Source organism: Leucobacter alluvii, assembly GCF_039530485.1.
Taxonomy (GTDB): domain Bacteria; phylum Actinomycetota; class Actinomycetes; order Actinomycetales; family Microbacteriaceae; genus Leucobacter; species Leucobacter alluvii.
In genome coordinates, this window is the sequence record NZ_BAAAOP010000006.1 from 45,791 (window position 1) to 64,671 (window position 18,881).

Consider the following 18,881-nt stretch of genomic DNA (forward strand, 5'->3'; position numbering starts at 1 on the left):
GGGCTGGCGCTGTAGCGCCACCGCGGTCGCCGGCCGAACGCGGTGCGTTCAGCCGATGACCGCGCCGAAGCGATCGGGAAGGGTGGCGCGAGACGCGGCGCCGAGCTCGGAGAGCGGCAGGGTGAAGCGATCCTGCACCTCGATCGCGGCATCCGCCCCCGCACCATCCGTGACACCGATGCGCAGCACCGGGAAATCGCGGCCCGAGCAGAGCCCGCGGAACTTCACCTCTTCCTCGTGCGGCACCGCGACGAGCACGCGCGCCTGAGATTCCGAGAAGAGTGCAGCGGTGGCGTCGACGTCGTCGCGCGACATGATCTCCTCGATCCACACGCGGGCACCGACGCCGAAGCGCAGCGCGCCATCGGTGAGTGCCTGAGCGAGGCCGCCCTCCGAAAGATCCACAGCCCCGGAGATGAGTCCGCCCTGTGCGCCCGCGTGCAGCAGCTCGGCGAGCGCGCGCTCCTCGGCCAGGGAAGCGATCGGCGGGCGGCCGCCGAGGTGATCGTGCACGGTCTCGGCCCAGGCTGATCCGTCGAGCTCGTCGCGGGTGGTGCCGAGCAGGTAGAGGTGCTCGCCCTGATCCTGCCATCCGCTGGGCACGCGGCGCGCGACGTCATCGATGATGCCGAGCACGCCGACGACGGGCGTCGGATAGATCGGGGTGTCGCCGGTCTGGTTGTAGAGCGAGACGTTGCCGCCGGTGACGGGCACCTCGAGAGCGAGGCACGCATCCGAGAGTCCTTCGACCGAGCGCGAGAACTGCCACATGACCTCGGGGTTCTCGGGGCTGCCGAAGTTCAGGCAGTCGGTGACGGCGGTGGGAACGGCGCCGGACGTGGCGACGTTGCGGTACGCCTCGGCGAGTGCGAGCTGCGAGCCGACGTACGGGTCGAGCTGGCAGTAACGGCCGTTCGCATCGGTGGCGATGGCCACGCCGAGGCCGCTCTCCTCATCGACGCGGATCATGCCTGCGCCGTCGGGGAACGCGAGCGCCGTGTTGCCGAGCACGTACTTGTCGTACTGGTTCGTCACCCACGAGACATCGGCCTGGTTGGGCGATGCGGCGACGGCGATCATCTGCGAGCGCAGCTCATCGCCGGAGTCCGAACGCGCCAGGCCCGAGGCGTTGACGCCGGAAGCCTGCAGCGCATCGATCCATGCGGGGTACTCGACGGGGCGCTCGTAGACGGGGCCGTCGACGGCCACAGTCGAAGGATCGACGTTGACGATCTCCTCACCGCGCCAGTTGATGACGAGGCGGCCGGTGTCGGTGACCTCGCCGAGCACGCTCGTCTCGACGTCCCACTTCGCGGTCACGGCGAGGAACGCGTCGAGCTTGTCGGGGTGCACGACCGCCATCATGCGCTCCTGGCTCTCCGACATGAGGATCTCCTCGGCTGTGAGCGACGGATCGCGCAGCAGCACGCTGTCGAGCTCGATGAACATGCCGCCGTCGCCGTTCGCCGCGAGCTCGGAGGTCGCGCACGAGATGCCAGCGGCACCGAGATCCTGAATCCCCTCGACGAGCTCATCGCGGAAGAGTTCGAGGCAGCACTCGATGAGCACCTTCTCAGCGAACGGATCGCCGACCTGCACGGCCGGGCGCTTGGTCGGCCCGCCCTCGCTGAAGCTGTCGGAGGCGAGGATCGACGCCCCGCCGATGCCGTCGCCACCCGTGCGAGCGCCGAAGAGCACGACCTTGTTGCCTGCGCCGGAGGCGTTCGCGAGGTGCAGATCCTCGTGGCGCAGTACGCCGACGCCGAGCGCGTTGACGAGCGGGTTCGCCTGGTAGACGCTGTCGAAGACCGTCTCGCCGCCCAGGTTCGGGAGGCCGAGGCAGTTGGCGTACGACGAGATGCCTGAGACGACGCCGTGCACGACGCGTGCCGTATCCGGGTCATCGATCGCGCCGAAGCGCAGCTGATCCATGACCGCGACGGGGCGAGCCCCCATCGAGATGATGTCACGGATGATGCCGCCGACGCCGGTCGCGGCTCCCTGGAACGGCTCGATGTACGAGGGGTGGTTGTGGCTCTCGACCTTGAAGGTCACTGCCCAGCCCTCGCCGATGTCGATGACGCCGGCGTTCTCACCCATGCCGACGAGCAGACGCTCGCGCATCTTGTCGTTGACCTTCTGGCCGAACTGCCGGAGGTAGATCTTCGACGACTTGTACGAGCAGTGCTCCGACCACATCACCGAGTACATGGCGAGCTCGCCGGAGGTGGGGCGCCGGCCGAGGATCTCGCGGATGCGGTCGTACTCGTCGGGCTTCAACCCGAGTGCGCCGTACGGCTGCTCCTTCTCGGGCGTCGCGATCGCATCGGCGACCGTGTCGGGGCGGGGGCCGCTCTGGGTGGCGTCGATGTCTGTCACGCTCGATGTGCTCCGTGGATCGGGGGTGGTTTCGGCGCACGGGAGCGCCGAACGTACGGGGTTCAGTCTACGTGGTCGCGTCACCCGGCTCATCCCGTACTGCTCCCTCGTCGTGGGAGCATTCCCGAGCCCGCAGGGCTGACAGTCTAGGGTGGAGATTGTCAGCAGATCAGGGGAGACTGAACGCCATGAGCGATCCGAATACTCACGCAGCAGGCCAGACGCCCGTTCCGCAGCCGAGCGATCATACGCAGGCCCCGTCGTACACGCCGGACGGAGCGCGCCAGGCGTCGCGGCAGGCCGCACGGCCCACGGCGGGCCCGGCCTCCGGGGCGGCGAATCAGCAGCGCAAGCTCTCGACGTTCTTGAAGGTCAGCATCATTCTGCTCGCCGGTCTGACCATCGCCTCGATCTCGTTGCTGTTCATCGGTGACTTCGAGGGCAAATTCGAGCGCGTCTTCTCGACGTTCGCGCTGTTCGCGGTCTTCGTCATCTTCACGGCGCTCGACACGCGGCGGGAGCAGAAGTCCGAGTGGTACGCGCCGGTCGCCCTCATCGCGAACGCCTACATCCTCGGCCTGCTGATGATCGTCATCTGGATGACGCCTTACAACCCGTACTCCTTGCTCTGGGAGATCTTCTGGAAGTCGTTCTTCGTGATTCTCGTCACGCGACTGGTCATCCTCTGCGCGCAGCTTCTGCTGCGGGTCGGAGCCGAGCGCTCCGAGACGATCACGCGGTTCGCCTTCGTGACGAGCGTGCTCGCGGTGCTCTCGGGCATTCTGTTCACCGCGCCGGTCGGCATCGAGGCATTCGAGCTCAATGTGCCGGATATGTACTGGAAGATCGCGACCGCGATCCTGATCCTGACCGCGCTCGGCCTGTCGATCACCCTGCTGCTCCGCTGGTTCTTCGGCGCGGATGAGCGTGATGCGGCTCGAGCCGCTCGCGGCAGCATGCGTCAGGGCGCGCCGGCGCCGTACATCGCGCAGCAGCCCCACGGGCGCGCGCAGCAGCAGCGAGCGCAGCAGCAGAACTCCCAGGCGCAGCAGGCGCAGCAGCAAGCCCAGATGCAGCAGCAGCAAGCCCAGATGCAGCAGCAGCATCAGTTGCAGCAGCAGTCCCAGCTGCAGCAGCCCCAGGCGCAGCCGAGCGGCCAATCCGAGCTGCTGCCCTGGCCGACCTTCGCCGACGGCCGCCCGATTCCGGCCGGCCCAGACGGCCAGCCCGACTTCTCGGTGCCGGGCGCGCCTCGTCCGCCCCAGGCGGGGTAACCGCCCGCGAGACAGGGCTGCGGCAATCCGGAGTTCATTCCGGGCCGTTCTTCACTGCTCCCTGGGCAGTGGGCTTCGATGAGATCGAGTGCCTACTGCACAGGGAGCAGTGGTTCGTCATGCACGGGATGCACTCGCTCGGCTCCCTCCGGAGGCTCAAGAATTGAAATCCATAACACCCGTCTGACCGGGGGCGATGCCGATCTGATCGGCTGAGGCGAACCCCTTCGGCTTGAACATCAGATGAAACGTTGGCTAGGCTAACTCGGGGCCGCGAGAACGTGCGCGGCCTCTGCGATCCGATGCAGTCGTCGGCGCAGATCGATGAGGCCCGAGACGAAAAGAGCAGCCATCGTGTCCACCCAGATGTTGCGCGGCGCGAGCTTCGCAGCCCTTGCCCTGACCGCTGCGTTCACGCTGTCGGCGTGCGCCCCCGGCGCGGAGGCGAACGAGGAGCATGCCGTGCCGGCCGAGACCACGGTGACCATCACCGACAACCACGGCGAGGTCGAGGTCCCCGTGAACCCCGAGCGCGTCGTCGCGCTCGACAACCACGTGTTCGAGACCCTCGATGAGTGGGACGTTCCACTGGTCGCGGCTCCGAAGGGCATCATGGGCACCGCGTGGCCCGACTACACGGACGACGCCGAGGTGGCAGACGTCGGGACGCATCGCGAGCCGGACCTCGAAGCCATCGTCGCCGCTCAGCCCGACCTCATCATCGGCGGCTACCGCTTCTCCGAGTCGTACGACACGATCGTCGAGCAGAATCCCGACGCAGCCGTCATCGAGATCGCACCTCGCGACGGTGAGGACCCGATGGAGGAGCTCAAGCGCGAGACCGAGATTCTCGGGCAGATCTTCGATCGAGAGGACGAGGCCGCAGAGATCACGTCCGAGCTCGACCAGTCGATCGCCGATGCGAAGCAGGCCTACAACGGCACCGACTCCGTGATCGGGCTCATCACCTCGGGGGGAAAGATCGAGTTCGCCGCTCCCGTCACCGGCCGCAGCGTGGGGCCCGTGTTCTCGGCTCTCGGCCTGAAGCCCGCGATCGAGCAGCAGGCGGAGGACACGTCGCACGGCGACGACATCAGCGTCGAGGCGATCGCAGCGGCGAACCCCGACTGGATCGTCGTGCTGGATCGCGATGCGTCATTCGCCGAACCAGAACCGGGAGCTGTGCCGGCGGATGAGCTGATCGCCGGCTCTGAAGCGCTGCAGGGTGTGACGGCCGTCGAGCAGGATCAGATCGTGTACCTCGACTCCGACTTCTACCTGACGGAAGACATCCAGGCGTACACCGAGCTGTACGAACAGCTGCAGGAGGCGTTCGCCGGCGCATGAGCGTGACGCAGCAGGCAGCGCCAGCAGCCAGGGACGGGGCCCGCACCGATGGTGCGGGCCCCGCTCGCCGTTCGCGCTGGAAGGGCTCCCTCGCGCTGGTCCTCGCGATCCTCATCGTCACGGGCCTGCTCGTCGCGTCGCTGCTCATCGGGGCGTACGACATCGCGGGCGGTGAGCGCGGCGGCGAGATGTTCTGGATCACCCGAGTGCCGCGCACCCTGGCGCTGGTGCTGGCCGGTGCGGCTCTGGCGACCAGCGGTCTCGTGATGCAGATGCTCACGCAGAACCGCTTCGTCGACGCGACGACCTCCGGCACCACCGAATGGGCGGCGCTCGGACTCCTCCTCACGGTGCTGATCGCGCCCCAGGTGGGCCTCGTCGGCCGGATGATGATCGCCAGCCTCTCGGCGTTCGTCGGCACGCTCGTCTTCATGGCGATCCTGCGTCGCATCGTCATTCGCACGACGTTGGTGGTGCCGCTGATCGGGATCATGCTCGGCGCCGTGGTGAGCGCGCTGACGACATTCCTCGCTGCGCAGTTCAACCTCCTGCAGATGATCGGCACCTGGTTCATGGGCAGTTTCACGGCGGTGGTGCGCGGACGGTATGAGGTGCTCTGGATCGTCGCCATCGTCACGCTGCTGGTCTTCGTCCTCGCCGACCGCATCACCGTCGCCGGCCTCGGCAAAGATGTCGCGACGAGCGTCGGCGTGCGCTATGAAGTGGTGCTGGTCGCCGGCACGGCGCTCGTCGCGGTGGCGGCGGGAGTGACGACGGTGGTCGTCGGGTTCCTGCCGTTCCTCGGCCTCGTGGTGCCCAACGTCGTCGCCATGATCCGCGGCGATAACGTGCGCAGCAACCTGCCATGGGTGTGCCTCGGCGGCATCGCACTCGTGACCGTGTGCGATGTGATCGGGCGCACCGTGCGCATGCCGTTCGAGGTGCCCGTCTCCATGGTGCTCGGCATCGTCGGATCGGCGGCCTTCATCACGATTCTGCTGAGGCAGCGCAATGCGTAGCGTGGTGGGGGAGCAGCGGCTCGCAGGATTGCCGCGCGGCAGCCGTTCACGGCGCGCATGGGTCGCCGAGCACCGCGCGGTGCTCCTGGTCGGTGCGACGGCGGCCGCGCTCGCCATCGCGATCCTGGTCTACGGCAATCCGGCGGCCCCCGGATCGGACGGGTTCTGGATCATCGTGCGCTCCCGGCTCACGTCGCTCGGAACCATCGCGCTCGTCTCGGTGTGCCAGGCGGTCGCGACCGTGCTCTTCCACACGGCGACGGCGAATCGGATCCTCACCCCCTCGATCCTCGGGTTCGACGCGCTGTACGTGCTGTCGCAGACGGCGCTCATGTTCGTCTTCGGCATGGCGGCGGTCGGCATGGAGGGGATCCCGAAGATCATCGCGCAGAGCCTCCTCATGATCGCGTTCGCGACGGTGCTCTACGGGTGGTTATTCTCGGGGAAGCGGGCGAACCTCCACCTGCTGCTGCTCGTCGGCGTGGTGCTCGGCATCGGATTCGGCTCACTGTCGACATTCATGCAGCGCCTGCTGACTCCCAGTGAATTCGACGTGCTCAGCGCGCGCCTCTTCGGCAGCATCGGCAAGGGAAACCCCGATTACCTTCCGATCGCCGGCGCAATCGTCGCCGTGCTGCTGGTGATCATCTGGCGGAGGCGCCGCCTCCTCGACGTCGTCGCGCTCGGTCGCGATGTGGCGACCGGGCTCGGGGTCGCGTACCGCAAGGAGGTCGTGCTGATCCTCGTGACCGTCGCGGTGCTGATATCGATATCGGCGACGATGGTGGGGCCGATGACGTTCTTCGGGTTCCTCGTGGCGACGATCGCGTACCAGTTCACCCGGGAGGATCGGCATGCCGAAACGCTCCCGCTCGCCATCGGCGTGGCGCTCGTCACGCTGCTGGGCGCCACCTTCGTGCTGAAGCACGTGTTCGCCGCCGCGGGGCTGGTGACCGTGATCATCGAGTTCGCCGGCGGTCTCCTGTTCCTCGCGATCCTGTTGAGAAAGGGGCTCAGATGATGAGCTGTCCCACTGTTCGCCGACCGAGAGGCGACCGCGCATGATCGCCCTCACGGGGGTCGAGAAGCACTACGCCGGGCACCGCGTGCTCGGCCCCATCGATCTCACCATCGAACGCGGCGGAGTCACGGCGCTGATCGGACCGAACGGGGCCGGGAAATCGACCATGCTCACGATCATCGGGCGACTGCTCGACGCCGACTCCGGCAGGGTGACGATCGGCGACCTCGACGTGCGCGCTGCGAAACCGCGCGAACTCGCGCGCGCGGTGTCGATTCTGCGCCAGGAGAACCACTTCATGTCGCGCCTCACCGTGCGGCAACTCGTCACCTTCGGGCGCTTCCCGCACTCCGCGGGACGACTCACCGAAGCCGACGCGCACGCCATCGCCTCCGCCATCGAATTTCTCGATCTCACGGCCATGGAGCATCGCTTCATCGACGAGCTCTCCGGCGGGCAGCGACAGCGGGCGTTCGTCGCGATGGTGCTCGCCCAGGACACGGACTACGTGCTGCTCGACGAGCCGCTCACGGGGCTCGACATGCGCCACGCCGTCTCGATGATGGCGCAGGTGCGAGCCGCGGCCGATGCGCTGGGCAAGACCGTCGTGCTCGTCATCCACGATGTCAACTTCGCCGCGGCGTACGCCGATCGGATCGTGGCGCTCGCCGAGGGCCGCGTGGTCGCGTCCGGTACGCCCGACGAGATCTTCACCCCGGAGGTGCTGCAGCGCGTCTTCGACACTCCCGTCGAGGTCGTCGAGCACGGCGGGGGGCGTATCGCGGTGTACTACCGCCCGTAGAGCTCGGACGCTGGGCGTGACGTCCCGGACGCGACCCGACGCGAGAGCGCGCGCGCCCCGCCCAGCGCGGTCAGGAGCGTTCGGCAGACTCCAGACCGAAGAGCGCGGAGAGCGCTTCGGAAGCCTCCGATGCTCGCCCCTCCCGGCCGAGCGACCGGATGCGCGTGGTGGGGGCGTGCAGCAGGCGGCCGGTGAGGCGCCGCAGCGCCGCCTCGACATCGGCGGCAGTCGCATCATCCTCGTCGTCTCCGGTGCGACGGGCGCGGCACAACTCGTCTTCCAGGATCGCGTTCACATGGCCGCGCAGCGCGAGCAGTACCGGCAGGGTGTCGCGCTCCGCCTGAGATGCGCCGAACTCGACCGCAGCATCGTGGACGATCTCGAGGGCCTCGTGCTCGGTGCCGAGCTCGGTCACCGGAGCGTGCCGTGCGACAGTTTCGAGATCGAGCAGTTCGATGCCGTCGATGCGGGTGACGGCCGGGTCGATATTGCGAGGCATGCCGAGGTCGATGAGGAGGCGCGGCGAGACCGGCCTCGAGATCCCAGTCGTCGCCGTCGCGCCCGGTTCCCGAGGCGCGAAATCGGCCTCGGTGAGCAGTGGCTCCTCGGTTCGGCTGCACGCGATGATCACATCAGCGGCGTCGAGCGCGCTGCGCAGCTCGGCGGGATCGACGGGGGTGAGGTCGTGGCGCTCGGCGTACGCTGCCGCCCGGCCGGAGGGGGAGTGCACGCTGATGCGTTCGGCGCCCCGTGATCGCAGCGCCGCGATCGTCGCGCCGGCGTACGCGCCCGTGCCGATGAGCAGCACGCGGGCGTCCTGCCAGACGGGCACCCGGCTCTCCGCGAGCCGGAGGGCGAGACGCACGAGCGAGCGCCCCTGGGAGTGGATCTCCGTGCGGTGCTTGACGGTGCGCGACGTGCGCGTGGCCGTCTGGAAGAGGCGTTCGAGGTGGTGCGTCACCGTGCCGCGCTCGCGAGCGTCGACGTGGGCGCGGCGCACCTGCCCGGCGATCTCCTCCTCGCCGACGACCGCTGATTTGAGACCGGACGCAACGGCGAAGAGATGCTCGGCGGCGCGGTGATCCAACTCGACATCGACCGCCATGGAGAGCGATGACACCGGCACGCCGGCGACCTGCGAGATCAGTTCGACCATCGCCTCGTTCGTGTCCCGCCCGGCCTGCGCGTACACCTCGAAGCGGTTGCAGGTCGACAGCACCACGACGCCGTCGAGGTCATTCGACGCGGTCAGCGCCTCGGTGATCTCCGGGGTGCGCGCAGTGAGGCGCTCCAGCAGAGGGAAGGAGCACCCGCGGTGATCGAAGGAGAGGCACAGCAGCATAGATAATCGATACGTTTTCTGATCAGGGATTCGTGGTTGTTTCGCGCGGCATTTCGCTCGAATCTGAACACATCAGATGTGACACATCAGATCTATAAGCTAGCATCTCGACCGATGAACTTCCTCCCAGCTTCGCACCCGCTCGTCGACGGCCGAACGGGCGACGCGCCATTGATCCGAGCCCTGAGGGGCGACCGACCCGAGTCTACGCCGGTCTGGTTCATGCGCCAGGCCGGTCGCTCGCTGCCCGAGTACCGCGCCATCCGCGCCGACCACCGCATGCTCGATGCGTGCCTCACCCCTGAGCTGGCCAGCGAGATCACGCTGCAGCCCGTGCGTCGGCACGGCGTCGACGCCGCGGTGTTCTTCAGTGACATCGTCGTGCCGATGAAGCTGGTCGGGGTGGACGTCGATCTCGTCGCCGGCCGAGGGCCCGTGTTCGCGAACCCGGTGCGCACCGCGGCTGACGTCGCACGGGTGCGCGAGGAGTTCACCCCCGAGCGGCTGCGGGCGGCGCTCGACCCGGTGCGCGACGCGGTGCGTCTGACCGCCGAGGCGCTCGGCAGCACACCGCTCATCGGCTTCACGGGCGCACCGTTCACCCTGGCCGCGTACCTCGTCGAAGGCGGTCCCTCGCGCGACCACCTGCGGGCCCGCACCCTCATGCACGCCGACCCCGAGACCTGGGCGGCGTTGCTCGACTGGGTCGCCGACCTCTGCGGCGTGTTCCTCGAAGCGCAGGTCGAGGCGGGCGCGAGCGCCGTGCAGCTGTTCGATTCGTGGGCCGGATCGCTGTCGCCTGCCGACTACCGCGATCGAGTCGCCCCCGCCTCTCGGCGCACGCTCGAGCCCGTGCGCCGGCTCGGTTACGCAGCGGGTGAGGGGTACGCGGCCGCGGCGCGCGCCGTCCCGATCATCCACTTCGCCGTCGGTTCCGGCCACCTGCTCGAAGAGCTGGCCGAGGTCGGCGTGGACGCGCTCGGCGTCGACTGGCGCACGCCGCTCGACGAGGCGAACCGCAGGCTCGGCGGCGCTTTCCCGTTGCAGGGCAATATCGATCCCGCGTATCTCGGTGCTGCGACCGACGTGCTCGAAGCCCACGTCTCCGACGTGCTGCGCCGGGGCCGCAGTGCGCCCGCCCACGTGCTGAATCTCGGTCACGGGGTTCCGCCGGAGACCGACCCCGATGTGCTCACCCGCATCGTCTCGTTCGCCCATGGAGCCTGACTCTCCCCGACCGCGCATCGCCGTCGTCGGCGGTGGCGTCTCCGGCTTGACTGCGGCGCGCGAGCTCGCCGTAGCGGGCGCCGACGTGGTCGTGATCGAAGGCTCCGAGCGGCTCGGCGGCCGCATCCGGGGCGCCGCGCTCGCCGGAACGACGATCGACATCGGCGCCGAGTCCTTCGCGACCCGCGGAGGCACAGTGGCCGAGCTGATCGACGAACTCGGCCTGTCCGACCAGGTCGTGCGGCCCGCGCCGCTCGGCTCCTGGGTGATCGACGGTGCGCGGTCAATCCCGCTGCCGGCCGCCGGGACCCTCGGGATCCCCGCCCAGCCGCTCTCCCGCGCCACCGTTCGCGCGCTGGGGATGCCGGGCGCACTGCGGGCCGCCGTGGAGCCGCTGCTGCCCCGAAGCGTCGGGAGCGAGGCCGGATCGCTCGCCGAGCTCGTGCGCGCGCGGCTCGGATCACGCGCCCTGCATCGCCTCGTACGGCCCGTTGCGCTCGGCGTGTACTCGGCCGACCCTGAGCGCCTCGGTGTGGCCACCGTGCCGGGGCTCGCCGCGGCCTACGCGAAGCGGGGAACGCTCATCGCCGCCGCTCGTGATCTGCGAGACGGCCAGGCAGCGGCGGGCGGAGCGGTCGCGGGCCTGCGCGGCGGGATGACGCAGCTGATCGACGGGCTCGAAGCCGACGTGCGGCGTCGCGGCGTCGCCGTGCTCCGAGGAACGAAGGCGCGGAGGATCGAGGCGCGCGAGACCGCTGCAGCGGGCGCCGGCGGGTGGCTCGTGCTCGGCGATGACGATGCCGTGCTCGCAGCGGCCGACCGTGTCGTGCTCGCGGTGCCGGAGAACGTGGCTCGACGGCTCGTCGGCGAGACGGGTGCCGCAGGTCAGGCGACCGACCGCATCGAAGTCGTCGCGCTGGCCATCGATGATCCGAGGCTCGACCGTGCGCCGCGCGGCACCGGTGCGCTCGTCGCGCGGGACGCCGTCGGGGCCGGTGCGCGCCGTGCGAGCGGAGCGGCTCCGATCCTCGCGAAGGCGCTCACGCACGTCACCGCGAAGTGGCCCGAGCGTGCGCGCGAAGCAGGACCCGGCCGTCACATCGTGCGCCTCTCGTACGGCCGGGCCGGCTCGGCACCGGAGACCGTCGGGCTCGATGATGCGGAGGTGCGTGGGATCGCCCGGTACGACGCCTCACGCATTCTCGGCGTCGATCTCCGCGCCGACACCGTCGTCGACCTCGTGCGGTGCACGTGGCGCATGGGCCGCCCCCCGGGATCGCGCGACGCTCGCCCGTTCACCGCTCCCGCCGGCGTGACGCTCGCCGGTGACTGGGTCAGCGGCACCGGCCTCGCGGCGATCGTGCAGGGGGCCCGCACCGCGGCAGCCGCCGCCCTCGCCGCCTCCCACTGACGAATCGAATCGAAAGACCTCTGAAATGAACGCATCGCTTCCCTCCCCGTCCGGCCGAGTCTTCAGGTCAGACGCGCCGCTCGCGCCCGCTCCCGGGCTGCTGCGCGTCGGAACGCGGGGAAGTGCCCTCGCCGTGTCGCAGACCACGATGATCGCCGAGCAGATGGCGACGGCGACCGGCCTCGATGTCGCCCTGGTGATCATCACGACGCACGGCGATGTCACGCGCGCACCACTCTCGCAGCTCGGCGGCACCGGCGTCTTCGTGAGCGCGCTCCGAGACGCCCTCCTCGCCGGTGAGTGCGACCTCGCCGTGCACTCGCTCAAAGACCTTCCGACCGGGGCGTGCGCGGGCATCTCGCTCGGCGCCGTTCCCGTTCGCGCCGATGCGCGCGACGCCCTGTGCGCGCGCGACGGTCTCACCCTCGCCGACCTGCCGGTCGGCGCGCGGGTCGGCACCGGTTCGCCGCGCCGCGCCGCGCAGATCCGCGCCCGCCGCTCCGACATCGACGTGCACGACCTGCGCGGCAACGTCGACACCCGACTCGGCCGCGTGGGGGTAGACCTCGACGCCGTCGTGCTGGCAGCAGCGGGACTCGATCGCCTCGGCCGCGCCGCCGCCATCACCGAACGGTTCCCCCTCACCGACGTTCCGGCAGCCCCCGGACAAGGTGCGCTGGCGATCGAGGTGCGCGCGGCCGACGCGACGACCGAGCCGTACATCGCTGCCCTCTCGGCTGTCGACGACGCCGAGGCCCGGGCGACGGCGCTCGCCGAGCGGTCCTTGCTCGCAACGCTCGAGGCCGGCTGCGCCGCACCGATCGGGGCGTGCGCCGAAGTGACGGGCGACGAGCTGCGGCTGCGCGCTGTCGTGTATCGGGTCGACGGATCGGAGCAGTTGACCGCCGAGGCCTCGCTTCCGTGGAGCACGACCGCGCCGGACTCCGGGGTGCCGGTGCCTGAGGTGCCGGCCGAACTCGGGCGTCGGGTCGCGGCCGAACTGCTCGCGGCAGGAGCGGCCGATCTCGCGCCGCTCGGGGGCCGTGCATGACCGACGCCGACCGCGCCGACCGCGCCGACCACGCCGGGCTCGCCGGCGTCCGGGTGCTCATCACGCGCGGCGGCGCCGCGGGTGAGCGCGACGCTGCAGAGGTGCGGGGCCTGGGCGGGGAGCCGCTGCTCGCCCCGCTCACCGACATCGCACCCCCTGCAGACTCCGGTCCGCTCCGCGATGCCGCGGCCGCATGGAATCGCGGCGACTACGACTGGCTGCTGATGACGAGCGCGAACGCTGCCGACGCATTCGCTGCCGCGGGGGGCCGTGCCCTGCAGAGCGACACCCCTGCCGCGTCGTCGGCCCGCATCGCGGCCGTCGGCCCGGCCACGGCTGACGCGCTCCGGGCGCACGGCCTCGACCCCGATCTCGTGCCTCCTGCCGACTACTCGGCCGTCGGTCTCGCAGCCGCGCTGCTCGAACTCCCGCTCGACGGCTCCCTGCGGTTCCTCCTCCCCGTCTCGGAGCTCGCCGATCGCACGTTGGAGACGGCGCTCCAGGGCGCGGGCCATCGCGTCGATCGCGTGACGGCCTATCGCACGCTGCCGGCCTCCCGGGATACCGCGATCGAGGAGCGCGTCGCCAGAGGTGAGATCGACGTGATCCTCGTGCTCAGCGGGTCGGGAGCGCACGAGGTCGCCCGGCGCTTCGCCCCGCTGCCCCCGGGCGTGCGCCTCGCAGCGATCGGCGCCCCATCAGCGCGCGCGCTCGCGGAGCACGGACTGGTCGCCGATATCGTCGCCGAACCGCACACCGTCTCGAATCTGCTCGATCGCGTCGCGCTCACATCGTTCCCGAGTACCTCCGGAGGTAGCCCAGCATGATCCCCACCGTTCGCCCCCGCCGGCTCCGCACCAGCCGAGCGATGCGCCGTCTCACCGCAGAAACCCGTCTCCATGCCGCTGACCTGGTACTGCCGCTCTTCGTCCGCGAGGGCATCGCCGAGCCGCAGGCCATCTCCTCGATGCCCGGGGTCCACCAGCACACTCTCGACTCCCTGCGCCGAGCCGTTGCCGACGCGGCGGAGGCCGGGGTCGGTGGAGTCATGCTGTTCGGCGTGCCAGAGGTGCGCGATGCGGTCGGCAGCGCGGCCGACGACCCCGATGGCATTCTGAACGTCGCGACGCGCGCGGTCGCCGAAGAAGTGGGCGACGCCCTCGTCGTGCAGACCGACCTCTGCCTGGACGAGTTCACCGACCACGGCCACTGCGGGGTGCTGCGCGTCACATCGAGCGACAGCGACCAGATCGTCGTCGACAACGACGCGACGCTCGAGCGCTACCGGGACATGGCGCTCGCTCAGGCGGCCGCCGGGTCCGCTCTGCTCGGGCTCTCGGGCATGATGGACGGGCAGGTCGCCTCCGTCCGCGACACCCTCGACGCGAACGGCTTCTCTGACACGGCGATCCTCGCCTACTCCGCCAAGTACGCGTCCGCCTTCTACGGACCGTTCCGCGAAGCGGTCGACTCGCAGCTCGTGGGCGACCGGCGCACCTACCAGCAGGATCCCGCCAACCGCCGCGAGGGGCTGCGCGAGGCCGAGCTCGATCTCGCAGAGGGCGCTGACATCGTCATGGTGAAGCCCGCGATGAGCTACCTCGACGTGCTCGCCGACGTCGCGGCCGTGAGCCCGGTGCCCGTGTGGGCCTACCAAGTGTCGGGGGAGGCTGCGATGATCGAGGCGGCCGCGGCGAACGGCTGGATCGATCGCGAGCGCGCCATCGAGGAGGCGGTGGTGAGCATCAAGCGCGCCGGCGCCGACACGGTGCTCACGTACTTCGCCACCGAGCTCGCTCGTCGCATCTGACACCGCCCGCTGGCCTTCGCCCGAGTCTCCCGAGCCCGCCCGCCGATGCTGAGCTCGCCCCACCGCACCCGAATCGCAGGATGGAACCCATGAACGCACACCTGATTCCCCACCCAGATGCCTCCGGCAGCGCCGCCCTCTCCGAGCGTGCCGCTCGCGTGATTCCCGGCGGGGTGAACTCGCCGGTGCGCGCCTACGGGTCGGTCGGGGGCACGCCGCGATTCCTCGTATCCGGCACTGGCCCCTACGTCACCGATGTGGACGGCAACGAGTACGTCGACCTCGTGGCCTCCTGGGGGCCGGCGCTTCTCGGGCACGCGCACCCCGCGGTCGTCGACGCCGTGCAGCAGGCTGCCGCACGCGGCCTCGGGTTCGGTGCTTCGGTTCCTCAGGAGGCCGAGCTCGCGGAAGAGATCATCTCCCGGATGCCCGTGATCGAGCGCGTGCGCCTCGTCTCGACGGGAACCGAGGCGACGATGACGGCGATCCGCATCGCCCGCGGTGCCACCCAGCGTCCGCTCATCATCAAATTCGCCGGGCACTACCACGGGCACTCCGACGGACTGCTCGCGGAGGCGGGCTCCGGGCTCGCGACGCTCGCGATGCCCGGGTCGGCCGGCGTCACAGCCGAGACCGCCGGGCAGACGCTCGTGCTGCCCTACAACGATCTGACCGCGCTCGAGGCGGCTTTCACCGAGCACGGGGATCGCATCGCTGCGATCATCGCCGAGTCCGCCGCAGCCAATATGGGCGTGCTGCCGCCGATGCCGGGGTTCACCGAGGCGATGATCCGGCTCGCGCACGCCCATGGCGCACTGGTGATCCTCGATGAGGTGCTCACCGGGTTCCGCGCCGGAGCATCGGGGTTCTGGGGCATCGAGCAGGATCGCGTCGCCGCCGGCGTCGCACCCGACCTCCTGACCTTCGGCAAAGTCGTCGGCGGCGGGCTCCCCCTCGCCGCGCTCGGAGGGCGCGCCGACCTCATGGAGCTGCTCGCGCCGCTCGGACCGGTGTATCAGGCGGGCACGCTCTCGGGCAATCCTCTGGCCGTCGCGGCCGGCCTCACCACGCTCCGCCATGCCGACGCCGACGCCTACGCTCGGCTCTCGCACGCCGCGGACGTGCTCACCGGAGCCGTGACCGCGGCTCTCGAGGAGGCTGGGGTGCCGCATCGCGTGCAACGCGCAGGCACCCTGTTCAGCGTGCTCTTCGGCGACTTCCCGTCGGCGCCGCGCGGTTACGCCGAGGTGCAGCGCCAGCACGTCGGCGCGCATCGTGCGTTCTTCCATGCGATGCTCGAGCGCGGGGTGAACCTGCCGCCGAGCGCGTTCGAGGCGTGGTTCGTGACCGCGGCGCATGATGACGTCGCTCTCGCCCGCATCATCGAGGCTCTCCCCGACGCGGCGCGCGCAGCAGCCGGAGCCTCGGGAGCCGACGCGCGCTGAGCCGCGCTCGTCCCGCGCGACCGGCGCCGTGCGCGCACCCCGTGGAGAGGAGTAGGCTTCCGGGGTGCAAGAAACGATCACGATCCGGCGCGTGAGCCCCGACGAGTACGCCTCGGTGGGCGCGATGGTGCGGGCGGCCTACGAGGGCGACTACACGCTGAACGACGAATACCTCGCTGAAATCGAGGACGTCGCCGGGCGCGACCAGATTTCCGAGGTGCTCGTCGCCGTCGATCGTGCGAGCGGTGAGCTGCTCGGCTCGATCACGGTCCCCGTCCCGGGCGAGCGGCTGATCGAAGACACCGAGGAGAACGAGTTCGACGTGCGTCTGCTCGGCGTCTCGCCAGCGGCTCGCGGGCGAGGCGTCGGCAGAGCCATCATGCGGCATGCAGCAGATCTGGCGCGGACGCGAGGGCTCGACCGGGTCGTGCTGCACACCGGCGAGCAGATGGTCGCGGCCCAGCGCCTCTACGAGCGCCTCGGATTCGTGCAGATTCCTGAGCGCGAGTTCACCATCGAACGCGAGATCGGCCCGTTGCGCATCCTGTCATACGGCCTCGACGTCGGCCACTCGGACGAGTCGTCGTCGAGCGGCCCGATCGGGGTCGTTCTCGGGGCACCGCGAGGGCAGCGATAACCCGGATCTCGACCCCCATCGAGGGGTGAGGCCGAGTCGCGCTCAGGCCGCGCGAGCCACCAGCGCTTCGACGGCGCTCTCGAAGAAGCGCAGACCATCGATGCCGGATCGCATCGCTTCCGGCGTATCCGGCCCGAAACCCGCTTCGACGGCGTGCTCGGGGTGCGGCATGAGGCCGACCACGTTGCCCCGCTCGTTCGAGAGTCCGGCGATGTCGTTGAGCGACCCGTTGGGGTTCACGCCCGCGTAGCGGAAGGCGACGAGACCTTCGCCCTCGAGGTACTTGAGCGTCTCGTCGTTCGCGATGTATCCGCCGTCGCCGTTCTTCAACGGGATGACGATCTCCTCGCCCGGCTGGAAGCGATGCGTCCACGCCGTATCCGCGTTCTCCACGATCAGCTTCTGATCGCGGCGGATGAACTGCTGGTGGGCGTTGCGAATGAGCCCCCCGGGCAGCAGGTGCGACTCGACGAGCACCTGGAAGCCGTTGCAGATTCCGAGCACGGGGAGGCCGCGGTTCGCGGCGGCGACGACCTCGGTCATGATCGGCGAGACCGCGGCGATCGCGCCGGGGCGCAGGTAATCGCCGTAGCTGAAGCCGCCCGGAAGCACGATCGCTTCGACATCCTGCAGATCGTGGTCGGCGTGCCAGAGCGCGACGGGTTCGCCGTCGGCGCGGCGGATCGCGCGCTGCGCGTCACGGTCGTCGAGGGAACCGGGGAAGGTGACGACCCCGATCCGCGGCATCAGCGAGCCTCGCCCGCGAGCGCGTCGGCGGCGGGTGCGTCGGCGGAGACCTGCACGCCGTCGACACTGATCGCGACGACGTCTTCGATCACTCCGTTCGACAGGATGTCGTCTGCGACCTGGCGCACCTCGGCGAGCACGGCGTCGGTCACCTCGCCGGCGACCTGGAACTCGAACCGCTTTCCGATGCGCACGTTCTCGAACTTCTCGTGGCCGAGACGAGCGAGCGCCCCCGTGGTGGCCTTACCCTGCGGGTCGAGCAGCTCGGCCTTGGGCATGACATCAACGACAATCGTGGGCACCCGGGATCTCCATTTCTCGTGGTGAAGCTACTGCATATTCTCGCACGGATCACGCTCAGCCCCGCGCGGAAGGCGGCACGAGGCGCGGGGCCCCGATCTGCTCAGACCGCGACGGGCGCGAAGGGCGGTTCGCCGCCGGCGAGCCGTACGTACAGTTCGCGGTAGCGGTCATAGGTCTTCGCGACGATCTCATCGGGCAGTGCGGGTGGCGCTCCCGTCTGGTCCCAGTGCTCCGACAGCCAGTTGCGCACGATCTGCTTGTCGAACGAGGCGAGGCGATCCTGCCGGGAACGCGCCGTGTCGTGATACGCCGAGGCGTCCCAGTACCGCGACGAGTCGCTGGTGAGTACTTCATCGGCGAGCACGAGTGACCCCGTGAGCGGATCGCGGCCGAACTCGAACTTCGTATCGGCGAGCACCACGCCGCGCCCGGCAGCGAGATCGCGTGCTGCGGTGAAGATCTGCAGCGAGGCATCGCGCAGGGCGGCCGCGGCCTCCGGCCCGACGAGCTCGACGCTGCGCTCGAACGTGATGTTCTCGTCGTGCTCCCCGAGCGGCGCCTTGTAGGCGGGTGTGAAGATCGGGCGGTCGAGCAGATCGCCGTCGTCGAGGCCGCTGGGCAGTTCGATGCCGCACACCGCTCCGGTGCGCTGGTACTCGGCGAACCCCGACCCGGTGAGAGCGCCGCGCACGACGCACTCGATCGGGTACATCTCGAGCCTGCGGGTGAGCATCGCGCGGTCGGCGACTTCCGCCGGCACCGCCGGGGCGTCGGATTCTTCGGCGACGAGATGGTTCGGGAGATCGATGCGCGCGAACCACCAGTTCGACAGCGCCGTGAGCAGGGCCCCCTTCCCGGGGATCGGCGGCTCGAGAACGTGGTCGAACGCGCTCACGCGGTTGCTCGCGACGACGAGGAGGTGCGCATCCGAGCCGTCTGCTGGGGTGTAGAGGTCGCGCACCTTGCCGGAATAGATGTGGCGCCAACCGGCGAGCTGCGTGGGGGCGGGAAGAAGTGTCACCCGTTCATTCTCGCACTGCGCGCACGGCTCATGGTGTCGTGAGGC

17 protein-coding genes are annotated in these 18,881 nt (G+C 69.8%); 12 read left to right on the forward strand and 5 right to left on the reverse strand.

The genetic code is table 11. From position 1 onward, the window contains the following. Positions 1-48 precede the first annotated feature (48 nt). Entirely contained in the window at positions 49-2,379 is a 2,331-nt protein-coding gene (purL, locus tag ABFX18_RS08760; protein ID WP_211649113.1) for a phosphoribosylformylglycinamidine synthase subunit PurL, read from the reverse strand. Between the two features lie 188 nt (positions 2,380-2,567). On the opposite strand from purL, the gene ABFX18_RS08765 reads away from it, so the two are divergent. From ABFX18_RS08765 to ABFX18_RS08785, 5 genes are all read left to right on the forward strand, one after another. Continuing rightward, on the forward strand, positions 2,568-3,653 hold the full coding sequence (locus ABFX18_RS08765) for a hypothetical protein (RefSeq protein WP_346058049.1): 1,086 nt from the start codon (positions 2,568-2,570) through the stop codon (positions 3,651-3,653). 366 nt (positions 3,654-4,019) lie between these two features. Continuing rightward, entirely contained in the window at positions 4,020-5,000 is a 981-nt protein-coding gene (locus ABFX18_RS08770) for a siderophore ABC transporter substrate-binding protein (protein ID WP_428833657.1), read from the forward strand. Next, positions 4,997-6,019 carry an ABC transporter permease gene (locus ABFX18_RS08775; protein WP_346058051.1) on the forward strand — a complete coding sequence of 341 codons (1,023 nt, stop codon included), beginning with the start codon at positions 4,997-4,999 and terminating at the stop codon, positions 6,017-6,019. Before ABFX18_RS08770 ends, ABFX18_RS08775 begins: the two co-directional genes overlap by 4 nt. Then, a complete protein-coding gene (locus tag ABFX18_RS08780) occupies positions 6,012-7,040 on the forward strand; it encodes an iron chelate uptake ABC transporter family permease subunit (RefSeq protein WP_211649111.1) in 1,029 nt (342 codons plus the stop codon). Before ABFX18_RS08775 ends, ABFX18_RS08780 begins: the two co-directional genes overlap by 8 nt. 40 nt (positions 7,041-7,080) lie before the next feature. Beyond that, positions 7,081-7,842 carry an ATP-binding cassette domain-containing protein gene (locus tag ABFX18_RS08785; RefSeq protein ID WP_090151932.1) on the forward strand — a complete coding sequence of 254 codons (762 nt, stop codon included), beginning with the start codon at positions 7,081-7,083 and terminating at the stop codon, positions 7,840-7,842. A gap of 70 nt (positions 7,843-7,912) precedes the next feature. On the opposite strand, the gene ABFX18_RS08790 is transcribed toward ABFX18_RS08785, so the two are convergent. Continuing rightward, positions 7,913-9,184 (reverse strand): glutamyl-tRNA reductase, encoded by a 1,272-nt coding sequence (locus ABFX18_RS08790; protein WP_346058052.1) that lies wholly within the window; start codon positions 9,182-9,184, stop codon positions 7,913-7,915. A gap of 114 nt (positions 9,185-9,298) precedes the next feature. Here ABFX18_RS08790 and hemE point away from each other — a divergent pair, with 114 nt between their 5' ends. From hemE to ABFX18_RS08825, 7 genes are all read left to right on the forward strand, one after another. Continuing rightward, positions 9,299-10,411: a uroporphyrinogen decarboxylase gene (gene hemE / locus ABFX18_RS08795; protein ID WP_346058053.1), complete on the forward strand. Its 1,113-nt coding sequence runs from the start codon at positions 9,299-9,301 to the stop codon at positions 10,409-10,411. Then, the gene (hemG, locus tag ABFX18_RS08800; protein ID WP_346058054.1) at positions 10,401-11,822 is read left to right on the forward strand and encodes a protoporphyrinogen oxidase; all 1,422 of its coding nucleotides are present in this window, start codon (positions 10,401-10,403) and stop codon (positions 11,820-11,822) included. Before hemE ends, hemG begins: the two co-directional genes overlap by 11 nt. A gap of 25 nt (positions 11,823-11,847) precedes the next feature. Continuing rightward, on the forward strand, positions 11,848-12,873 hold the full coding sequence (gene hemC, locus ABFX18_RS08805; RefSeq protein ID WP_346058055.1) for a hydroxymethylbilane synthase: 1,026 nt from the start codon (positions 11,848-11,850) through the stop codon (positions 12,871-12,873). Beyond that, positions 12,870-13,700: a uroporphyrinogen-III synthase gene (locus ABFX18_RS08810; protein WP_346058056.1), complete on the forward strand. Its 831-nt coding sequence runs from the start codon at positions 12,870-12,872 to the stop codon at positions 13,698-13,700. The genes hemC and ABFX18_RS08810 overlap by 4 nt, the downstream gene beginning before the upstream one ends. Next, positions 13,697-14,683: a porphobilinogen synthase gene (gene hemB, locus ABFX18_RS08815; protein ID WP_346058057.1), complete on the forward strand. Its 987-nt coding sequence runs from the start codon at positions 13,697-13,699 to the stop codon at positions 14,681-14,683. The genes ABFX18_RS08810 and hemB overlap by 4 nt, the downstream gene beginning before the upstream one ends. 89 nt (positions 14,684-14,772) lie before the next feature. After that, complete coding sequence (gene hemL, locus ABFX18_RS08820; protein WP_346058058.1) at positions 14,773-16,128, forward strand: glutamate-1-semialdehyde 2,1-aminomutase; 1,356 nt, start codon at positions 14,773-14,775, stop codon at positions 16,126-16,128. Between the two features lie 64 nt (positions 16,129-16,192). Beyond that, the gene (locus ABFX18_RS08825) at positions 16,193-16,765 is read left to right on the forward strand and encodes a GNAT family N-acetyltransferase (protein ID WP_346058059.1); all 573 of its coding nucleotides are present in this window, start codon (positions 16,193-16,195) and stop codon (positions 16,763-16,765) included. A gap of 42 nt (positions 16,766-16,807) precedes the next feature. On the opposite strand, the gene purQ is transcribed toward ABFX18_RS08825, so the two are convergent. The 3 genes from purQ to ABFX18_RS08840 all read right to left on the reverse strand — a co-directional run bounded on the left by purQ (position 16,808) and on the right by ABFX18_RS08840 (position 18,836). Continuing rightward, positions 16,808-17,515: a phosphoribosylformylglycinamidine synthase subunit PurQ gene (gene purQ, locus ABFX18_RS08830; protein WP_090151905.1), complete on the reverse strand. Its 708-nt coding sequence runs from the start codon at positions 17,513-17,515 to the stop codon at positions 16,808-16,810. After that, a complete protein-coding gene (gene purS / locus ABFX18_RS08835; protein WP_211649101.1) occupies positions 17,512-17,814 on the reverse strand; it encodes a phosphoribosylformylglycinamidine synthase subunit PurS in 303 nt (100 codons plus the stop codon). Before purS ends, purQ begins: the two co-directional genes overlap by 4 nt. Positions 17,815-17,915: 101 nt before the next feature. After that, positions 17,916-18,836 (reverse strand): phosphoribosylaminoimidazolesuccinocarboxamide synthase, encoded by a 921-nt coding sequence (locus ABFX18_RS08840; protein WP_346058060.1) that lies wholly within the window; start codon positions 18,834-18,836, stop codon positions 17,916-17,918. Positions 18,837-18,881: the final 45 nt, after the last annotated feature.

What these genes read in the sequence shown, in the direction of transcription:
- ABFX18_RS08765 (WP_346058049.1), top strand. Translation starts at nt 2,568, where the DNA reads ATGAGCGATCCGAATACTCACGCAGCAGGCCAGACGCCCGTTCCGCAG.
- ABFX18_RS08770 (WP_428833657.1), top strand. Translation starts at nt 4,020, where the DNA reads ATGTTGCGCGGCGCGAGCTTCGCAGCCCTTGCCCTGACCGCTGCGTTC.
- ABFX18_RS08775 (WP_346058051.1), top strand. Translation starts at nt 4,997, where the DNA reads ATGAGCGTGACGCAGCAGGCAGCGCCAGCAGCCAGGGACGGGGCCCGC.
- ABFX18_RS08780 (WP_211649111.1), top strand. Translation starts at nt 6,012, where the DNA reads ATGCGTAGCGTGGTGGGGGAGCAGCGGCTCGCAGGATTGCCGCGCGGC.
- ABFX18_RS08785 (WP_090151932.1), top strand. Translation starts at nt 7,081, where the DNA reads ATGATCGCCCTCACGGGGGTCGAGAAGCACTACGCCGGGCACCGCGTG.
- ABFX18_RS08790 (WP_346058052.1), bottom strand. Translation starts at nt 9,184, where the DNA reads ATGCTGCTGTGCCTCTCCTTCGATCACCGCGGGTGCTCCTTCCCTCTG.
- hemE (WP_346058053.1), top strand. Translation starts at nt 9,299, where the DNA reads ATGAACTTCCTCCCAGCTTCGCACCCGCTCGTCGACGGCCGAACGGGC.
- hemG (WP_346058054.1), top strand. Translation starts at nt 10,401, where the DNA reads ATGGAGCCTGACTCTCCCCGACCGCGCATCGCCGTCGTCGGCGGTGGC.
- hemC (WP_346058055.1), top strand. Translation starts at nt 11,848, where the DNA reads ATGAACGCATCGCTTCCCTCCCCGTCCGGCCGAGTCTTCAGGTCAGAC.
- ABFX18_RS08810 (WP_346058056.1), top strand. Translation starts at nt 12,870, where the DNA reads ATGACCGACGCCGACCGCGCCGACCGCGCCGACCACGCCGGGCTCGCC.
- hemB (WP_346058057.1), top strand. Translation starts at nt 13,697, where the DNA reads ATGATCCCCACCGTTCGCCCCCGCCGGCTCCGCACCAGCCGAGCGATG.
- hemL (WP_346058058.1), top strand. Translation starts at nt 14,773, where the DNA reads ATGAACGCACACCTGATTCCCCACCCAGATGCCTCCGGCAGCGCCGCC.